Annotated in this window: 15 protein-coding genes and 1 tRNA gene; 12 read left to right on the plus strand and 4 right to left on the minus strand. The window is 69.1% G+C overall.

Features of this window, described 5'->3' with window-relative positions:
• The first annotated feature begins 84 nt into the window (after positions 1-84).
• The 5 genes from JXZ78_RS15345 to JXZ78_RS15365 all read left to right on the plus strand — a co-directional run bounded on the left by JXZ78_RS15345 (position 85) and on the right by JXZ78_RS15365 (position 4,761).
• Complete coding sequence (locus JXZ78_RS15345) at positions 85-687, plus strand: carbonic anhydrase (protein ID WP_030024237.1); 603 nt, start codon at positions 85-87, stop codon at positions 685-687.
• Positions 688-704: 17 nt separating this feature from the next.
• Positions 705-2,324 carry a SulP family inorganic anion transporter gene (locus JXZ78_RS15350; protein ID WP_238783121.1) on the plus strand — a complete coding sequence of 540 codons (1,620 nt, stop codon included), beginning with the start codon at positions 705-707 and terminating at the stop codon, positions 2,322-2,324.
• Positions 2,325-2,680: 356 nt separating this feature from the next.
• A complete protein-coding gene (locus JXZ78_RS15355; protein WP_167745479.1) occupies positions 2,681-3,799 on the plus strand; it encodes an FtsX-like permease family protein in 1,119 nt (372 codons plus the stop codon).
• A gap of 422 nt (positions 3,800-4,221) precedes the next feature.
• A tRNA-Arg gene (locus JXZ78_RS15360) sits at positions 4,222-4,294 on the plus strand.
• 113 nt (positions 4,295-4,407) lie between these two features.
• A complete protein-coding gene (locus JXZ78_RS15365) occupies positions 4,408-4,761 on the plus strand; it encodes a hypothetical protein (protein ID WP_050502975.1) in 354 nt (117 codons plus the stop codon).
• A 75-nt stretch (positions 4,762-4,836) separates the two neighbouring features.
• Here JXZ78_RS15365 and JXZ78_RS15370 read toward each other — a convergent pair whose 3' ends face one another.
• Entirely contained in the window at positions 4,837-6,075 is a 1,239-nt protein-coding gene (locus tag JXZ78_RS15370; RefSeq protein WP_106968915.1) for a tyrosine-type recombinase/integrase, read from the minus strand.
• A gap of 608 nt (positions 6,076-6,683) precedes the next feature.
• Here JXZ78_RS15370 and JXZ78_RS15375 point away from each other — a divergent pair.
• The 4 genes from JXZ78_RS15375 to JXZ78_RS15390 all read left to right on the plus strand — a co-directional run bounded on the left by JXZ78_RS15375 (position 6,684) and on the right by JXZ78_RS15390 (position 11,436).
• Positions 6,684-6,908: a helix-turn-helix transcriptional regulator gene (locus JXZ78_RS15375; protein ID WP_030024230.1), complete on the plus strand. Its 225-nt coding sequence runs from the start codon at positions 6,684-6,686 to the stop codon at positions 6,906-6,908.
• A gap of 745 nt (positions 6,909-7,653) precedes the next feature.
• On the plus strand, positions 7,654-8,910 hold the full coding sequence (locus JXZ78_RS15380; protein ID WP_030024229.1) for a DUF3631 domain-containing protein: 1,257 nt from the start codon (positions 7,654-7,656) through the stop codon (positions 8,908-8,910).
• A gap of 325 nt (positions 8,911-9,235) precedes the next feature.
• Positions 9,236-9,751, plus strand: coding sequence for a plasmid mobilization relaxosome protein MobC (gene mobC / locus JXZ78_RS15385; protein WP_030024228.1), 516 nt, complete (start codon positions 9,236-9,238; stop codon positions 9,749-9,751).
• Entirely contained in the window at positions 9,751-11,436 is a 1,686-nt protein-coding gene (locus JXZ78_RS15390; protein ID WP_030024227.1) for a relaxase/mobilization nuclease domain-containing protein, read from the plus strand. Before mobC ends, JXZ78_RS15390 begins: the two co-directional genes overlap by 1 nt.
• A 3-nt stretch (positions 11,437-11,439) precedes the next feature.
• Here JXZ78_RS15390 and JXZ78_RS15395 read toward each other — a convergent pair whose 3' ends face one another.
• Genes JXZ78_RS15395 through JXZ78_RS15405 form a run of 3 tightly spaced genes read right to left on the minus strand, consistent with a single transcriptional unit; the run spans position 11,440 to position 13,973 of the window.
• Positions 11,440-12,249 (minus strand): WbqC family protein, encoded by an 810-nt coding sequence (locus JXZ78_RS15395; protein ID WP_030024225.1) that lies wholly within the window; start codon positions 12,247-12,249, stop codon positions 11,440-11,442.
• A complete protein-coding gene (locus tag JXZ78_RS15400; RefSeq protein WP_030024224.1) occupies positions 12,191-12,859 on the minus strand; it encodes a YdcF family protein in 669 nt (222 codons plus the stop codon). The genes JXZ78_RS15395 and JXZ78_RS15400 overlap by 59 nt, the downstream gene beginning before the upstream one ends.
• A gap of 13 nt (positions 12,860-12,872) precedes the next feature.
• Positions 12,873-13,973 carry a helix-turn-helix domain-containing protein gene (locus JXZ78_RS15405; protein ID WP_030024222.1) on the minus strand — a complete coding sequence of 367 codons (1,101 nt, stop codon included), beginning with the start codon at positions 13,971-13,973 and terminating at the stop codon, positions 12,873-12,875.
• A gap of 186 nt (positions 13,974-14,159) precedes the next feature.
• Between JXZ78_RS15405 and JXZ78_RS15410 the strand changes: the two genes are divergently transcribed.
• The 3 genes from JXZ78_RS15410 to JXZ78_RS15420 are packed head-to-tail and all read left to right on the plus strand — an operon-like array spanning position 14,160 to position 15,483.
• A complete protein-coding gene (locus JXZ78_RS15410) occupies positions 14,160-14,582 on the plus strand; it encodes a hypothetical protein (RefSeq protein WP_078624627.1) in 423 nt (140 codons plus the stop codon).
• 8 nt (positions 14,583-14,590) lie between these two features.
• Positions 14,591-15,004: an ATP-binding protein gene (locus tag JXZ78_RS15415; RefSeq protein WP_030024220.1), complete on the plus strand. Its 414-nt coding sequence runs from the start codon at positions 14,591-14,593 to the stop codon at positions 15,002-15,004.
• Positions 14,998-15,483: a hypothetical protein gene (locus JXZ78_RS15420; protein WP_050502974.1), complete on the plus strand. Its 486-nt coding sequence runs from the start codon at positions 14,998-15,000 to the stop codon at positions 15,481-15,483. The genes JXZ78_RS15415 and JXZ78_RS15420 overlap by 7 nt, the downstream gene beginning before the upstream one ends.
• Positions 15,484-15,928: the final 445 nt, after the last annotated feature.

The raw sequence follows: 15,928 nt of genomic DNA on the forward strand, positions 1-15,928 counted from the left end.
GGGCTGCCTGCTCCGCACCAGTCGAACGGGTTCTGCCATGCCCCTCCATGGCACCACTTACCGACCAGCAGGAGACATTCCCTCGTGGAAACCTTCATCGAACATGCCCGCTCCTTCAACGCCCGCATCGCGGCCGCGCACGAGGAACGTGAGACCTACCAGCGGCTCGCCGACGGCCAGTCGCCGCTCGCCCTGTTCATCACCTGCTCCGACTCACGGATCATCCCGTCCCTGATCACCGGAGCGCTGCCGGGCGAACTCTTCGAACTGCGTACGGCGGGCAACGCCGTACCCGCGCACCGGCCGGACATGCCCGCCAGCGCGGAGGCCGCCACCATCGAGTACGCGATGCGGGTGCTCCGCGTCGCCGACATCGTGGTCTGCGGTCACTCGCACTGCGGGGCGGTCGGCGCCATGGCGCGCCGCGAGGACCTCGCCGGCGCTCCCGACGTACGCGCCTGGCTGACCCAGGAGCTCTCCACCGAACTGCCCAGGGACGAGGCGCCGACGGTCGCGACCGCGGTCCAGCGGCACGTCACCGAGCAAGTGGCGCGACTGCGCCAGTACCCGTGCGTACGCGAGCGCATCGACGCGGGCGAGGTGAACCTGCACGGCTGGTACTACGAGGTCCACACCGGCCTGGTCACGGCGCACCGGCCCGACACCGACACGTTCCTCCCCCTCTGACGGCGAAGGCGCCCTCCATGACACCGAAATCGACCCCGGGCACGGCCACGGACGTGACCACGGGCGCGACAGCTCCCTCCCCGGCGCCCGGCACCAACGGCGCGCCCCACCCCACCCCGACCCACCCGAAGGAGCCTTCCTCCGTCCCCTCCCCTTCCCCCTCCTCCCCCCGCTGGCCCCATCTCCGGGCGGACTTCACCGCCTCCATCGTCGTCTTCCTGGTGGCCCTGCCGCTGTGCGTCGGCGTGGCCGTCGCCTCCGGCGTCCCGGCCGAACTCGGGCTGATCACCGGCATCGTCGGCGGCCTGCTCACCGGCTTCCTGCCCGGCAGCAGCCTCCAGGTCAGCGGCCCGGCCGCCGGACTGACCGTCCTCGTCTTCGAGGCGGTCAAGGAATTCGGTCTCGGCACACTGGGCGCTCTCGTCCTCGTGGCGGGCCTCCTCCAGCTCGCCATGGGCGCCCTGCGCCTCGGCCGCTGGTTCCGGGCCATCTCCGTGGCCGTCGTCCAGGGCATGCTGGCGGGCATCGGACTCGTCCTGATCGCCGCGCAGCTGTACACCCTCACCGACGCCAAGGCCCCCGGCAGCGGACTCGCCAACCTCGGCGGCCTGCCCGGCCTGGTCCTCGGCACCGCGGGTTCCGGAGCGGCCCTGTCCGCCCTCGCGGTCGGCGCGGGCACCATCGCCGTACTGGTGCTGTGGCCCCGGTGGAAGCGCGCGGCCCGCGTCCTGCCGGCCCCGCTCGCGGCCGTGGCCCTGGCCACGCTCGCGGTCTTCGCCTTCGACCTGCCCATAGCCCGTGTCGAGGTCCATGGCCTGCTCTCCTCCGTCCAGCCGCCCGGCGGCTCGGACTTCGCCCAGCTCGCGGGCGTCGGCGCGATCGGCACGATCCTCGCGTTCGCGCTCATCGCGTCCGCCGAGTCCCTGTTCAGCGCGGCGGCCGTGGACCGGCTGCACGACGGGCCGCGTACGCAGTACGACAAGGAGCTGATGGCCCAGGGCGCGGGCAACACCGTGTGCGGCATCCTGGGCGCGCTGCCCATGACCGCGGTGATCGTGCGCAGCTCCGCCAACGTCAACGCCGGAGCCCGTACCAAGGCGTCCCGCGTGATGCACGGCGCCTGGCTGCTGATCTTCGCGGCGGCCGTCCCGGCAGCCCTGGGCATCATCCCGGTCGCGGCGCTGGCGGGCGTACTCGTCCACGCGGGCTTCAAGCTCATCCCCGTACGCGACTTCGGCCCCCTGTGGCGCGAACACCGAGGCGAAGCGGTGGTCCTCGCCGCGACGGCCGTCGCCATCGTCGTCACCAACATGTTCGAGGGCGTACTGATCGGCCTCCTCCTGGCGATCGCCAAGACCGCCTGGGAGACCTCGCACGTCCACCTGGAGATCTCCGGCCTGGACGCCCCGCCCACCGAGCCCGTCCGGGTACGCGCCCTCGGCAACGCCACCTTCCTGCGCCTCCCCAAGATCCTCGACCAGCTGGAGGCCCTCCCCCACGACCGCGAGGTCACCCTCGACCTCACCGGCCTGCGCCACCTCGACCACGCCTGCGCCACGGCCCTCACCTCCTGGTCCACCCACCGCTCCACCCCCACCAACTCCCCCACCCCCGACAACCCGGCCCACGCGCCCTAACCACACGGCCACGCCGGTGCTGCAGCCGGCGCTGACATGGCCGGAGGCGCCCACGTCCCGCATCAGGGGGCGTGGGCGCCTCCCGTTCTCAGCCTGTCGAGAGACTCCGCCATCGAGACAACCCCCGCGCGCCCGCCACGAGTTGATTCCCGAAAAGTGATCCTCTGGTATGAATGCCGAGGCATTGGTCAGACCTGACGCGTACGGGGAAGACCACGCGCCAGAGCGACGTCACCGACCGGCGTGCACCAGACCATGGGCAACCAAGACCGATGTGCCGAGCCTGTCGTCCCGTTGACGCTGCTCCGCGCGGTCGGCGCCTCGTCGCCGTCGGCGCGGTGCTCGCGGTGTGCGGCGTGATCGCACTGACTCCGCTGCTCTCGCGTCCGCTGTTCGCCTTGCTGACGCCCATGCTCCGCGCGTTCGGTGCGGCAGGGAACATGGCCAGGCGGAACGCGGCACACAACCCGCGGCGTACCGCGGCCACCGCGACGTCGTTGATGATCGGCCTCGTCCTCACCAGCGCGCTGACGGTCGTCACCGTCTCATTACAGGACAGCATGCGGTGGGGTGCAGCGGACGGCCTCCAGGCCGACTACGCCATCCAGCTGTCCACCTATGAACCGCTGGACCCCTCGGTGGTCGACAAGGTCAAGCAGGCGCCCGGAGTTCGCACGGCCGCCGGGGACAGCAAGGTCAGTCTTCGGATCGACGGGACGGCTCGCACGGCGGAGATGACGGACGGCGCTGCCTTCCCCCAGCTCTTCCGCGTGAGGACCGTGCAGGGCGATCTCAGCAGCCTGGAGAAAAACCGGGTCGCGGTCTCCGAGAAATTCGCCAAGGAGAACAATCTGAAGGTGGGCAGCACGCTGCGGGTCGGCCACCCGGACGGGAAACAGGCCGGAATCCGGGTCGGGGCCGTCTATGCCGAGAACACTCTGCTGCCCAAGTTGGTCGTCAACCAGAAACAGGTCGCACCCCACCTGTTCCGGACCGGCTACCAGACCGTGTATGTCAAGGCGCAGCAGGGCGGCAGCAGGGCGGTACGTGACGGAATCGAGAAGGCCCTCGGGAACAGTCCGATGATTCGGGTGAACACCCAGGACGACCTGTTCCGCGACGTGAACAAGCAGATCAATCAGCTTCTCTACCTGGCCTACGGACTCCTCGGCATGTCCGTCATCATCGCGGTGATCGGCGTGGTGAACACCATGGCACTGTCGGTCTTCGAGCGGTCACGGGAATGCGGAATGCTCCGCTCGATCGGACTGGACCGTACCGGGGTCTGCCGAATGGTCGAACTGGAATCACTGATGATCTCGCTGCTCGGCGCATTCCTCGGTCTCGTCCTGGACACCTTCCTCGCCTGGGCCGCAGGCAAGGTGGCCCAGACCGCCTTCGAGAAGTACACGATGCAGATGCCTGGGGAAGTTACGCAATCTTCGTCGTGCGCGCCCTGGCAATCGGCGTACTAGCGGCACTCTGGCCGGCCCGCCAGGCGTCCCGGCTGCATCCCTTGTGAGCCATCAGCGCCGAGTAGGCGCTTTCCGAATGCCACAGGGCCGCCGAGCACGTCCCCACCACACCGGAGCTCGGGGCTGTCCTGCCCGGCCCTACCCTGTCCTGCCCTTCCCCCTGGACGCGATAACCGCCTCGTACCCCCCGGAACTTCCACACGACAGGCTCCGCCTGCCCAGCCCCCGGAGCCCGCGCCCCCACGACACACCCGACAGCACACCCCACCGCCGACCCCGACGCCTCCCGCGGCAGCCACCCGCTACACTGTCGGCGGTGGAATAGCTCTCACGGCTGTACCACCACAACACTGTTGGAAACAGTGCCAACTGGACAGATCCGACCTCGGATGGATTTCAGACGCCTTTTCCGACAGATCCCCGCCTCCGTAGCTCAGGGGATAGAGCACCGCTCTCCTAAAGCGGGTGTCGCAGGTTCGAATCCTGCCGGGGGCACAGCGAAGTAGCAGGTCAGAGGCCCTGTCGCCCACCAGGGTGACAGGGCCTCTGACTTCCGGCACGGATTCAGCACACATGGGTGTGCGCCGAGGGTGGGGAGCTGTACCACGATGCCCGCGAAGGACGAACTGGCGAAGCGCCGCTACGACAACTTGGTCGACCGCCTGGAGAGCCTCATGGAGGCTGCCTTGAAGCCCGGCTACCAGGGCTACTACGGGCAGCTGATCCTGAGCAGCGGCGATCTCGAAGAGATGGGCGACCTCAAAGATGTACGGCGGGCCGCCCGCGAGGCGGGCCGCCGCCTCGACTGGCAGCCGAAGACCCAGCTCGTGGACGGACGCCTCTTCGTCTACGACAACCGCGAGGTGCCCGAAGAGATCAGCCGGCTGGCGATGCGTGATGCCGCCGAGGCAGTGGATGCCTTCATGCGGCCGTACATGAACCGGACTCCGGGGAACAGCTGAGTGGCGCTCTGACGCCAGGTGCCGCTCTACAGGTCTGGCGGCACCTGGCGAACCTAGGCACAGATCAGGCACACATCACACCGCAACGCCTTCCAGGGTGGCCACCGCGTCCGCGGCCTCGCGGGCCTTCTTCTCGGCCTTCTCGAATTTCGCCTTCGCCTTGGCAAGCTGCTTGGCGCGGCGCTTGTGCATCTTCTTCGAGACCTCGTCAAGGCGGTCAGGAAAGAGATGGCCGTACGTGTCCAGCGTCAGCGTCGCGGACTTGTGGCCGAGCATGGTCTGGACGACGTTGACGTCCGCTCCGCTGGCGATAGCGAGCGAGGCTGCCGTATGCCGCAGCTTGTGCGGGGTGAGCTTGAGGTGGCCAAGGCCCGCCTTGGTGACCGCCGGCGCGAAGAACCGCTGGCGGAAGTTACGAGCCCTCAGTGGTCCGTCCTGCGGAGCGGTGAACAGCAGCTCGCCCTCTCCCCGCCCCTCGACATGAGGCTTCAGCTCCCCGGCGAGGAACCGGGGAATCGGTACGGACCGGCGCTCGTGGTTCTTGGGCGAGTCAAGGTAGAGCTTGCCGTTGTCCTCGACGTACGCCTCGACGATGTGCGCACGGCAAGCGTCGAGGTCGACGCGCCCCACCTTCAGCGCGGACGCCTCGCCCCAGCGCAGCCCCGTGTAGGCCAGCAGCAGGATGAAGGCCCGATACGGCCCCGCCGCGTCGGCGAGCGCTTCGGCCTGGAGGTCGTCAAGGTAGACGTGGTCAGCCGGTACCGGCTTCGGCAAGGGAACGCCGACGGCCGGGTTGGACGCCAGGCGACGGGACTTGACCGCGAAGCCGAGTACACGGCTGAGGACGACGTACGCCTTGCGCACCGAGCGTGCGCTGAGCTTCCTTCCCCCCGCCGCTCCACCCGACAGCAGGTCTGCTAGCCATTCGGCGATGTTCTCGAAGCGGATGCGGTCCAGTGGCGTGGTGCCCCACTTGGGGATCACATGGACGTCGAGAACGCCTCGATAGCGGTTTCGAGTTGATCGCTTGAGGTGGACCTGTGCCACGAGCCAGGACTCCGCCACCTCGGCGAACTTCACGCGCGCTGCCGCTGGGTCGCGGTAGGTGCCATCGGCGATCCGGGACTCCACCCTTGTCCGCTCAGCTTCGGCGTCGACCTTGCGGGCCAGAGTCTTCATCTTCGGTTTGCCGTCAGGGTCGTACCAGCGCACGCGGTAGCGCCCCGGTGGGGTACGGCCTGCTTGTCTGGCCGCTGCCACAGCCCGCACGTACGCTGTGTGCCCGATGCGGTCCTCTATCCAGACGCGCGCCATCAGGCTCCTTCCCCGTCGCAACGGCGACGAGCGCGTCCGGTCCGGCTCACGGCCATGTTGGTCCTCAGGCGGCCCAGGACAGCACAGCGCTCTACGAGCTGCCGCTGGGTGAGGCGGCTTGCCAAGCGTGCAGACTCGATATTGCGGGCCGTGCCGATTTCGGCCAATCCGCTTTCGATGGGGTAAGTAGCCATGGTGGATAGCTGTAACTCGAAAACGGCGGGCGTGGCAAGAGTTAGTTCTAAAACTCTACAGAACTTGCAAACGCGGAGGATCCGGCAAGAGCGGGCAGTTCGATGTACCGATAATTGAGCAGTACAGTCTGCGTCGCTACGGCGGTTCCAGGTGTTGGCGGCCGCCGCATCACGTCCCTGGCCTGCCGCTTCCAAGGCAGGGGATCACTGAGTACCCACGAGGATATTCGAGGGAAAGCTGGACGCCCAGGCGAACTTTTTGGTCAACCGGCGATCCGCTCTTACAGTTATGCCCTACCCGGCCGACCTGCCATTCGGGTCAGCCGGAGAATGCCCAAAGATGCGCGTGGAGAGAGCCCGAAGCGCGCGGCTTTCTTGCCCCCGCCTGTCGCCTGCAACCGATATGGAGTGCCCTTGCCCAACGGATTCCCTCGCCCCGCCACGGCCGCCGCGCGCGGCCCGCTCGCCACGCCCGCTGAGATCGCCGAATACCTCGGAGTGCCGGTGAAGACCCTCTACCAGTGGAAGTACCGCGGTATCGGCCCGAAGGTCCACAAGGTCGGCCGGCACCTGCGCTACCGCTGGCGCGAGGTCGACGCCTGGCTCGACCAGCAGACCTCGTACGACCTCACGGCATGACTCACGGGGAAAGAGAGCGGCCCTCAGCGCGCCAACGCGGAGGGCCGGAGGCTCCCCAACGCGTCGCCCACCCCTGAAGGAACGAGCCGGTGAGGGGCGGGACCTAGCCCGTCCTGCCTCTCACCAGAGAGGAACGTCTATGGGGGACTCTACGTCCTCAGGCGCTTCGAGTGCATCCGCCGATGCGGAGGCCAGACCCAAGGCTCTCTGGCCTCCCGTGGCAGTCCCCGGACAGGGGACGCTCCCGCACAGTAGGGGCCGAGCCGAGTCACGGTCCCCTCGCCAGGGGACCGGGGACGGTCCCCGCATCGAGTTCGATGACGGTCCCCATAGCGGGGACGGTCCCCTGGGGCCGGATGCTCGGGACCGGTCCCACCGTGCGGGGGCCGGGGACCAACTGCACCACGGTGTTGGTCCACTGTCGCCGGAGAGCGCGGACCGGTCCCACGACCAGACACGGGCCACGGACCAGATATCTGCTGACGCGGAAGAAATGCAGGTCAGTGGCGTGCGGACCGGACCGAGCACTGCGGACCACGTCGGTCCGTGCGGCCCAGTCCATTCCCCAAACGCGGACCAGAAGCCTGGCCCCGGTCCCCTGCTGCCTAATTCGGGGATCGCTCCCCAGGACGCGGGCAGTGGACCAGAAGACCGTAGTGGGGACCGTGCGGCAGGGGACCGTGGTCCTCAACGGAGTGCGAGAACCGACGGTCCCGTGGGGACCGGACAGGTTCAGAGCGAGACCGTGGTCCCGGGTGGCGGTTCGGGAACCGGGGGCCGTGCGGGCGCCGGCGTCGAGGCAGCCGGTGGAGGTGCCGCGCTGCTGGATGAGCTACGAGCGGCGATCGACAAGTACGTGGTGCTGTCCAGTGAGGAGGCGCTGACCGCGGTCACGTTGTGGGTGGCGGCTTCCCACATCCAGACCGCCCTGCAGCACGCGCCCCGCCTGGCGGTGGTGAGTCCGACGAAGGGTTGTGGCAAGTCCCGTGTTCTGGACGTGCTGCATGAGACTGTGCATCAGTCGATGATGACGGTGAACACCTCCCCGGCGGTCGTCTTCCGCGTCATCGGCAAGAACCCGCCGACGCTGCTGGTGGACGAGGCCGACACCATCTTCGGCCCCAAGGCGGGCGACAAGGAGGACCTGCGTGGCCTGCTGAACGCCGGGCACCAGCGCAACCGGCCCGCCTGGCGAATCTCCGGCCCGGAGCACAAGCCGACCCCGTATCCCACCTTTGCCATGGCCGCGATCGCGGGCATCGGTGACCTGCCGGACACGATCATGGACCGGGCGGTCGTGCTGCGCATGCAGAAGCGCAAGCCCGGCGAGAAGGTCACCCCGTTCCGATCACGGTACTCCGTCCCCGAACTCCACGCGCTGCGTGACCAGCTGACCGCCTGGCTGGGCCCGCTGCGCAGCACGGCCGCCCGCATGGTGCCGACGATGCCGGTGGAGGACCGGGCTGCGGATACCTGGGAGCCGCTGGTGATCATTGCCGACCTGGCCGGCGGCCACTGGCCCGCGAGCGCTCGCGCCGCCTGCCTGGCCATGACCCGCTACGAGGCGGTCCAGGATGAGCAGACCAGCCTGAAGACGCGGCTGCTGCGCGACATCCACCGCATCTTCGAGCGGGAGAACAACCCCGAGGCCCTGCCGACCCAGGACCTGGTCGCCGCCCTGACCCAGGACGCCGATGCCCCGTGGGCGGAGTACGGCACCAAGGGCCTGAACGCTTACCACCTGGGCAACCTCCTGCGGGACTTCAACGTCAGCTCGGCCAACTACCGCTTCGACAAGGGCAGGCAGGCCAAGGCGTACATGCGCAACCGGTTCCTCGACGCCTGGGCCCGCAACTGCCCCGACCTCACCGAGTCGGCGCCCAATCCCGCACAAGAGGCCGCACCCGCTCGCCCAGCCCACAGGCCGGCGCCCGCCGCCCCGGCCGGGGCGCTGCCCATCGGCCCGCCCGGCGGCACCACCGGCCCCAAGCGCACTCGCTAAAGCCGCCTTCCCCAGGTCCGTATCAATCCGTCGCGTCCGTCCCCGCGCAGATCAGCGCGGGGACGGACGCCCTCACCGGGACGGACTTCTCCGTACCAGCACCCGCGTCCGTACCTGTTGTGACCAGCCCTGCAACGGATGCGACGGACGTGACGAGGTCCCACCCACGCACCACTGGAGCACCACCGTGCACGACACTGACGCCAACGACCGTCATCCCGCTCACCGCCGCAGGGAATGGTTCGGCCTGGGCCGACGAACAGCAGCAAGGTATCCCGTTGGACCGTCCAAAGGCCGGACCAACAGGGAAGCCTCCGCCCCAGGGGTGTCGGAGGCAGTCGGGCACCAGGGGATGCCCGAGGAAGAACAGCCCGCCGACACCACCGCTGTGTCGCTCCCGCGTGCCGCCGAAGTTGCCGCCGTGCATCGTGTCGCCCGCCGTCGTAAGCGCGAAAGAGTGCAGCGCACAGAGCGCGTCGATGTGCGCTACAGCGTCGACGAAAAGGACGAGATCCTCACCGAGGCCAAGGCGCTGAACATCGCCGCCGCCCACTACGTCGGCGCCATCGTCATGGCCCACATCCATGGCGAACTCGCCCTGCCCGGACAGCGCACCCCGCTCGACGACTACATCGACGAGCTCACCGCCCTCCGCCAGCAGGTCGCCAAGATCGGCCACAACGTCAACCAGATCGCAAAAAAGTTCAACTCCGGCGGCGATCCACACCCTGGGGATACCGCTGGCTTGACCCAGGCGGAGCGCACCCTGGCCGCAACCGCCACCGCAGTCCGCCACATCGCTGCAGCAGCGAACGAGGCTGTATCTCAGAGGGCGGCCTGATGATCGCCAAGATCAGCAGCGGCAAGGACACCGCCGGCCTCATCCGCTACCTCTACGGCCCCGGCCGGGCCAACGAGCACACCGACCCGCACCTGGTCGCCTCCTGGGACGGCTTCGCCCCCGACCCCGGCCGCACCGACACCGCCACAAGGAAGCTGCTCGTGGAGGACCTCGACCTGCACGTCAAGCAAGCCCGCCGCCTCGGCCGCGCACCGAAGCAGCACGTGTGGCACTGCTCGATCCGGGCCGCCCCCGACGACCGCCCCCTCAGCGACGCCGAATGGGCCACGATCGCCCGCCGCGTCGTGGCCGCCACCGGCATCGCCCCCGACGGCGATCCGGGCGGCTGCCGCTGGGCCGCCGTACGCCACGCCGACGACCACATCCACATCGCCGCCACCACCGTCCGAGGCGACCTCCGGCCCGCCCGCCACTGGAACGACTACCTCACCGCGGACAGAGAACTCGCCTCAATCGAGAAGGAGTACGGGCTCCACCAGGTCGTACGCGGCGACCGCACCGCCGCCAAGCGCCCCACCCGCGCCGAAAAAGAGAAGGCCCGCCGCGTCGGCCACGAGGTCACCGCCCGCGAGCGCCTGCGCACCATCGCCCGCACCGCGGTATCGGTCGCCACCAGCCCCGAGGAGTTCCTTACCATCCTCACGGCCACCGACAACGTGCTGGTCGAGGCCCAGCGCTTTCCCTCCGGTGATCTCCGCGGCTACAAGCTCGCCCTCGAAGGCGACACCAACGCCGCTGGCGAGCCGATCTGGTACTCCGGCTCCAAGCTCGCCCCCGACCTGTCCCTGCCCAAGATCCAACAGCGCCTCGAAACCGCCGGACCCCAACCCGACACAGGCCGGGGCCAGCCCAGCCCGTGGCACCAGGCCATCACCGCCACCGAGCGCATCCCCCAGCTCCTCGACCAAGCCGACGCCGAAGCCGCCCAAGCCCACCTGGCCGCCTTCGGCGAAACCCTCGACGCCCTCCCCCTCCTCGCACCCCAGAACCTGCAACCCCAGCTCCGCCAAACAGCCTCCGCATTCGAGCGCGCCACCCGATCCCGCACCCAGGCCGAACACCATCACGCGCGCGCCCTGCGCGGCGCCGTCCGCGCCATGCTCCGCGAACCCGCCCCCAAGGACGGCGCCGCCCTGGCCATGCTCCTCGACGCCGCACTCCTCGTCGCCCTCGCCGCCACCCGCTGGCACCAGCTCCGCCACCACGACCAGCAGGCCACCGCGGCCCGGCAGACCCACCTCCGCCTCCAGACCGTCTACGACCAGGCCGCCGCAGCCCCACTGGCAGCCCTCGCCCACCGCACACCCGCCGTCCCCACGATCGAACGGTTCACCGCCCTGGTCCGCGAGACGGTTCCCGCCCACGCCCAGCAGATCCTCGACGACCGTGCCTGGGACGCCCTTGCCACCGCCCTCGCCGACGCCGCGGCAACCGGACACCAGCCCGCCTCGCTCCTCCAGCAGGCTGCCGACCAGCGCACCCTCAGCGATGCCCGCTCACCGGCTAGCACCCTCACCTGGCGCATCCACCGCCTCACCCAGCATCCAGGCACCACCGCTCGAACCCACGCAACCACCGACACAAGACCGTCCGACCGTGCTCGGACAAGGCCGTTTACTGCGCACCGACCGACGACGAGCGAGGCACAAAGACGGCGTCGCTAATGGCTACGGCGAGGTCGCTGATTTTGTGACCAGACCAAGCTGGGAAGCCTCCAGGTCGCAGAATTCGGCGAGCAGTCGCTGAGGACCCAGATGCAGCAGGGGTGTGAGTGCGCTGACCTCGTGGCCAGCCACCCACACCCCTGTCCGTGGATAGCGGAACGGAATGACGGTGATGCCGCAGGCGTCGAACAGACCGGTCTTCAGGTATCTCATACCGCCTGTGCCGCACAGGTACGTCGTCGCGCCGGTAGCGACAGCGAGATCGGCTAGGCGCTCAGTCCGGCCTGCCCGGTAAGGCAGACTGCTGCTGTGCAAGATCCGTCCGGACCAACCGAGGAACTCCAGGAGAGTCCGGGTGGAGGCTTCGGCGACGGGGGCAGTCCTGCCGCCGATGGCGATCAGGTCGAGGGCGGGATCGAGAGCTGGTTTCAGGGTCGGCCAGTGCGGGCTGGCTCCGTAGCAGTGTTGGAGGGTTCGCCGGATGCGGCGGCGGGCTCGGACCGGGTCGACGATCTCCGCGTCGCGGATGGCGGTCGACCGGCCATTGGGGAGGTGAGTGGGCACGGTGAGCCACTGCCGCCGCGCCGGATCGTTCAGGGCCGCCAGGCGGGCCCGGTGCTGGTAGTCGCGGCGGGCGAACTGTACGTCGTCGAGGACGATCCAGTAGTCGGCGGCGAACAGCTTGGCGAGGGTGGTCAGCCGAGGGAAGAAGTTGGGCTGGTGGATCGCGCACCGCCCGCCTGGCGGCGGCAGGTCAGGAGGCGAGGAGACGGCTGTCGAATCCGTCCTTGATGAGTGACCGGTAGGCAGCATGTACGTCCTCCGGGACGTCTTGCTCGATGGCGAAACCGAGGTTGGGGTATTCGATCACCCGCTGCATGTCGCCGACGAGCATGTCGGTGACGAATGCCTCGTCGCCGATCGCCTTGAGGTAGTCGTCGAACTCCAGCGGTTCGGACGCGCACACCACCTCCACCTCGGGCCAGACCTGGCGGCAGGTGGCGTAAGCGCGTCGTTCCATGTACGGCATGGCGGTCAGCAGCACCGACTTCGGGGTGACGCCGGCGGCGGCCAGCACCTCGCGGGAAAAGGCGATGTTCTGGCCGGTGTTGCCGGCGTTCGGCTCGATCAGGACCGAGGCGTCGGGGACACCGAGTCCCAACGCGTGCTCGCGGAAGTGGACGGCCTCGCCGCGCGGAAAGCGGGCGGCGGTGTTGGGGCTGTTGCCGCCGGTGAAGATCAGAGTGGGGAAGAGGCCGGCGTGGTAGAGCTCGGCGGTGAAGGCGGCGACGCGCAGGTCGTGGCTGCCCAGGCCGATGGCCACGTCGCAGGGCCTGAGCTGGTGGTGCATCTGGTGGTAGTCCCAGATCAGTTTCGCGTTGTGCCACTGGTCTTCGGTGATGGTCCGCTGCTTGTCCGTCACTCGTTCTCCCTGGTCACCGTCGCCGGGGGCGGCCTGCCCCCTCGCTTGTGGTCCGGATGCCCTCGATGCTGCCCAGTTGGTGGCTCATGCCGTACTGGGCGGCGACCTTCGCGGCGCGGTCGAGGACCTGCAGCCCATCATCCCGGGTGGCCGGGTCGGAGAGCAGGATGTGACCGTGGGCGGTGTCCAGACGTACGCGTTGCATCGGTGAGTCGGTGGTGCCGGTGCGGCGGGCGATGTCGATGAAGTACAGGGCTTTGGTGAGGTCGCCGGCGCCACGGTGGGCGAGGGCGAGCTTCTGGTGGGCCACCGACCAGTCGTCGGGCTCGGCCAGGTCTTCGAAGTCCCGGGTGGCGGCCATCATCACGCGGGAGGCGTAGTCGTGGTTGCCCTCCTTGCTCAGCGCGGTCCCCACCCATAGCCGCGCGCGGGCCCTGTCGCGACGGGAGAGACGGTCGTCGACGGCCAGAGACTCATAGTGGCGTGCGGCCGGTTCCAGGCGGCCCGACATCTCGGCGACCACCGCCAGGGACAGGTCGAGCTGTGCGACGCGGCGGGGAATGTCGAGCTGAATGAACAGCGAGCGGGCGCCCGTATAGGAGTGCTGGGCCGACAGCGGTCCCACCACGGCGCCCTGGTCCCGGTTCACGTCACCGAGCAGGGCGGTGGAGCGCGCGAAGAGGTACAGACCCTTGTCGTCGAGTTCCGCCGGCCCGAAGCGCTCCAGCCAGCGGCTCAGCAGGTTGTCGGCGAAGGCAAAGCTCTGGCGGGAGAGAGCGACCACCACCCGGTCCAGGTCGTCGGCCCAGGACTCGTACTCCCAGGCACGCGGACCTGAAGCGGTGACACGGCGCCCCACCCCTTGACCAGGCCGGCCGGTTTCCGACAGGAGGGTCTCGAAGCGCAGATGGACCGCGGCGTCGGCACGGGCCAGGGCGGTGTCCAAGATGGCTTGGGTGTCCGGGCGGGGCTCGGTGGCGGACAGGAGCTTGTCCCACTTGGCGACGGTCCGTGCCGCGACGCCGAGGTGTTCGGCCAGGGCCCGCACGCTCATCCGCAGGGCAAGGCGCAGGGCGTGGGCCTCCAGCCCGGTCCAGTAGTGCACGGTCGCCACGCGTTGCTCCCTTCCGGACAGCATGGAAGCACGCTGCGCGGGTGCGGGGGCACGCAAGTGCAACGCAAGTACAACGGTCGGTCATTTCCCACCGGCCAGGCCCGGTCCACCCTCGAAATACCGGCCGGAATTCCGCAGTCCGCCCCGGTGCCTACCCACTCCCCAAGCCCTTGGACGGTCACGCGCATGGAACCCCTCACAGAGCAGCGCCCGGTGAGCGGCCCGCTTGTTTACGGCTTCTTGAGGATCGACCGCAACTCACCTGCCCGTCAGGCAGCTCTGTCGGATGCCCTCGCGGAGTACTGCCGCAGCCACGAGTTGGTACTGGGCGGACTCTTCGTCGAGCGCGGTACGGGAACGAGCGCACTTACCGCGGCTTTCACCGGCCTGCTGGACGCACTGGCTCTGCCCGATGCCTACGCCGTCGTTCTCCCCGCCGCCTCACACTTGGGCCCCCGGCCGATAGCGGCCGAACGGAAGCGGCAGATCACCGGATCGACGGGGGCACGGCTGCTGCTGGTCCGGGGTGGCAAGACAGCATTTCGTCGGGTGAAGCCGTCCAGCGGACGTGGTCCGTGCCCAGGAATCGTTCTGGACGCCGAAACATGAGGCTCCCCATGCCCGATCCCGCGCACAGAACCTTCCCCGCCATCGCCGAATCCGTCGGTCTGGCCCGCAGCTTTGCCGACCGCACACTGGCCTCCTGGGGCCTGGACGGGCGGGCCGACGACGTTCGCCTGTGCGTCTCCGAGCTGACCACCAATGCCATCATCCACGGCACGGTCCCCGCCCATGACTTCACCCTAACCGTGACCGCCGAGGACGACGCCGTCTGCGTCGAGGTCCGTGATCCCAGCCCACGCCGCATACGACTACGCCACCCCGCCAACGACGACACCACCGGCCGCGGCCTGCACCTGGTCGGCGCTCTCAGCGACGAATGGGGTGTGACCGAGCACGGCACAGCCGGCAAGACCGTATGGACCCGCTTCAAGACCACCGCCCCAGCCCCCGAGAAGGCGCCATGCTGACCACCTGCACCCCACCGGACGTCGCCAACGCCCCCGGCCCGGGCCTACTGGCCGCACTGGGCGCCTGGACCTGGCTCGGTCTCGACCCGACCGACGCCCCGCTCGCCCACCTCCTCCTCGCCCACCCGCCAGGACGCACCGCCCGCGACACACCAGCAGCCATCGAGGCACGTATGCAACGCATCGCCGCCTCCCTGGGCGGCCTCGCCGCGCCGCAGGAGTACGTCCCAGACGTCGGCGCCCGGCTCCTCATGGTCAGCCTCACGACCGTGCTGCTGCGATTCGACGGCACCCGTTACGGCGTACGGCTACCGGTCCGCCCCGGCTGGACCCAGCACGTCCGCCACCAGGGACAAGCAGTGATCGCCATCGGCCTGACACCACTGCCACGAAGCGCCTGCCTCACCGAAGTCGACACCTACCTCGCCGACGCCCTCGCCTCCGGCCGCCTTCTGTTCGGCCTCATCCGCCCCGTTTGAACATCCCCCCGCAGTCCGGCCCTTCGCGCGCCCGGACTACCTCTGAGAGGGCGTTCCCTTTGGAGCCGGTGGGTTGTTAAGTGGCTTTTGGGCACCATGCTGGGACGGTCGGTTCCGGGCAATGCGGAAGCTTTGTCAGGTAATGTCGTTTGTCATGGCTCAGGCCCCCTGGAGAAGCAGCCGTCCTGCGTCAGGCTTGCGGCCGCGCGTCTGCTCTTCCCGCCCTCGACGTCGGGCCGGCCCCCAGGTGCAGTGCGAGTGCGGCGGCGTGTGGTGGTGGTTTGGCCGGCGTGTCAGCCGGGCGGGCTGGTCGGGTGGGCGGCGGGGTCAGTCGAGGCGGTGGTGGTCGAGGACGTGTTGGGCGGTGTGCAGGAGGGTTTGGCTGTGGCGGAAGGCGTGGGCGCGCAGGCGGGCGAGGGCGTCGTCGGGGGTGAGCTGGTGCTTT

This window comes from Streptomyces monomycini, from assembly GCF_022271435.1.
GTDB classification, from domain to species: Bacteria; Actinomycetota; Actinomycetes; order Streptomycetales; family Streptomycetaceae; genus Streptomyces; species Streptomyces monomycini.

Excerpts from the sequence above, each read along its gene's own strand:
- JXZ78_RS15350 (WP_238783121.1), top strand. The coding sequence starts at position 705 with ATGACACCGAAATCGACCCCGGGCACGGCCACGGACGTGACCACGGGC.
- JXZ78_RS15410 (WP_078624627.1), top strand. The coding sequence starts at position 14,160 with ATGGAACCCCTCACAGAGCAGCGCCCGGTGAGCGGCCCGCTTGTTTAC.
- JXZ78_RS15370 (WP_106968915.1), bottom strand. The coding sequence starts at position 6,075 with ATGGCGCGCGTCTGGATAGAGGACCGCATCGGGCACACAGCGTACGTG.
- JXZ78_RS15365 (WP_050502975.1), top strand. The coding sequence starts at position 4,408 with ATGCCCGCGAAGGACGAACTGGCGAAGCGCCGCTACGACAACTTGGTC.
- JXZ78_RS15420 (WP_050502974.1), top strand. The coding sequence starts at position 14,998 with ATGCTGACCACCTGCACCCCACCGGACGTCGCCAACGCCCCCGGCCCG.
- JXZ78_RS15415 (WP_030024220.1), top strand. The coding sequence starts at position 14,591 with ATGCCCGATCCCGCGCACAGAACCTTCCCCGCCATCGCCGAATCCGTC.
- JXZ78_RS15395 (WP_030024225.1), bottom strand. The coding sequence starts at position 12,249 with ATGCTGCCTACCGGTCACTCATCAAGGACGGATTCGACAGCCGTCTCC.
- JXZ78_RS15390 (WP_030024227.1), top strand. The coding sequence starts at position 9,751 with ATGATCGCCAAGATCAGCAGCGGCAAGGACACCGCCGGCCTCATCCGC.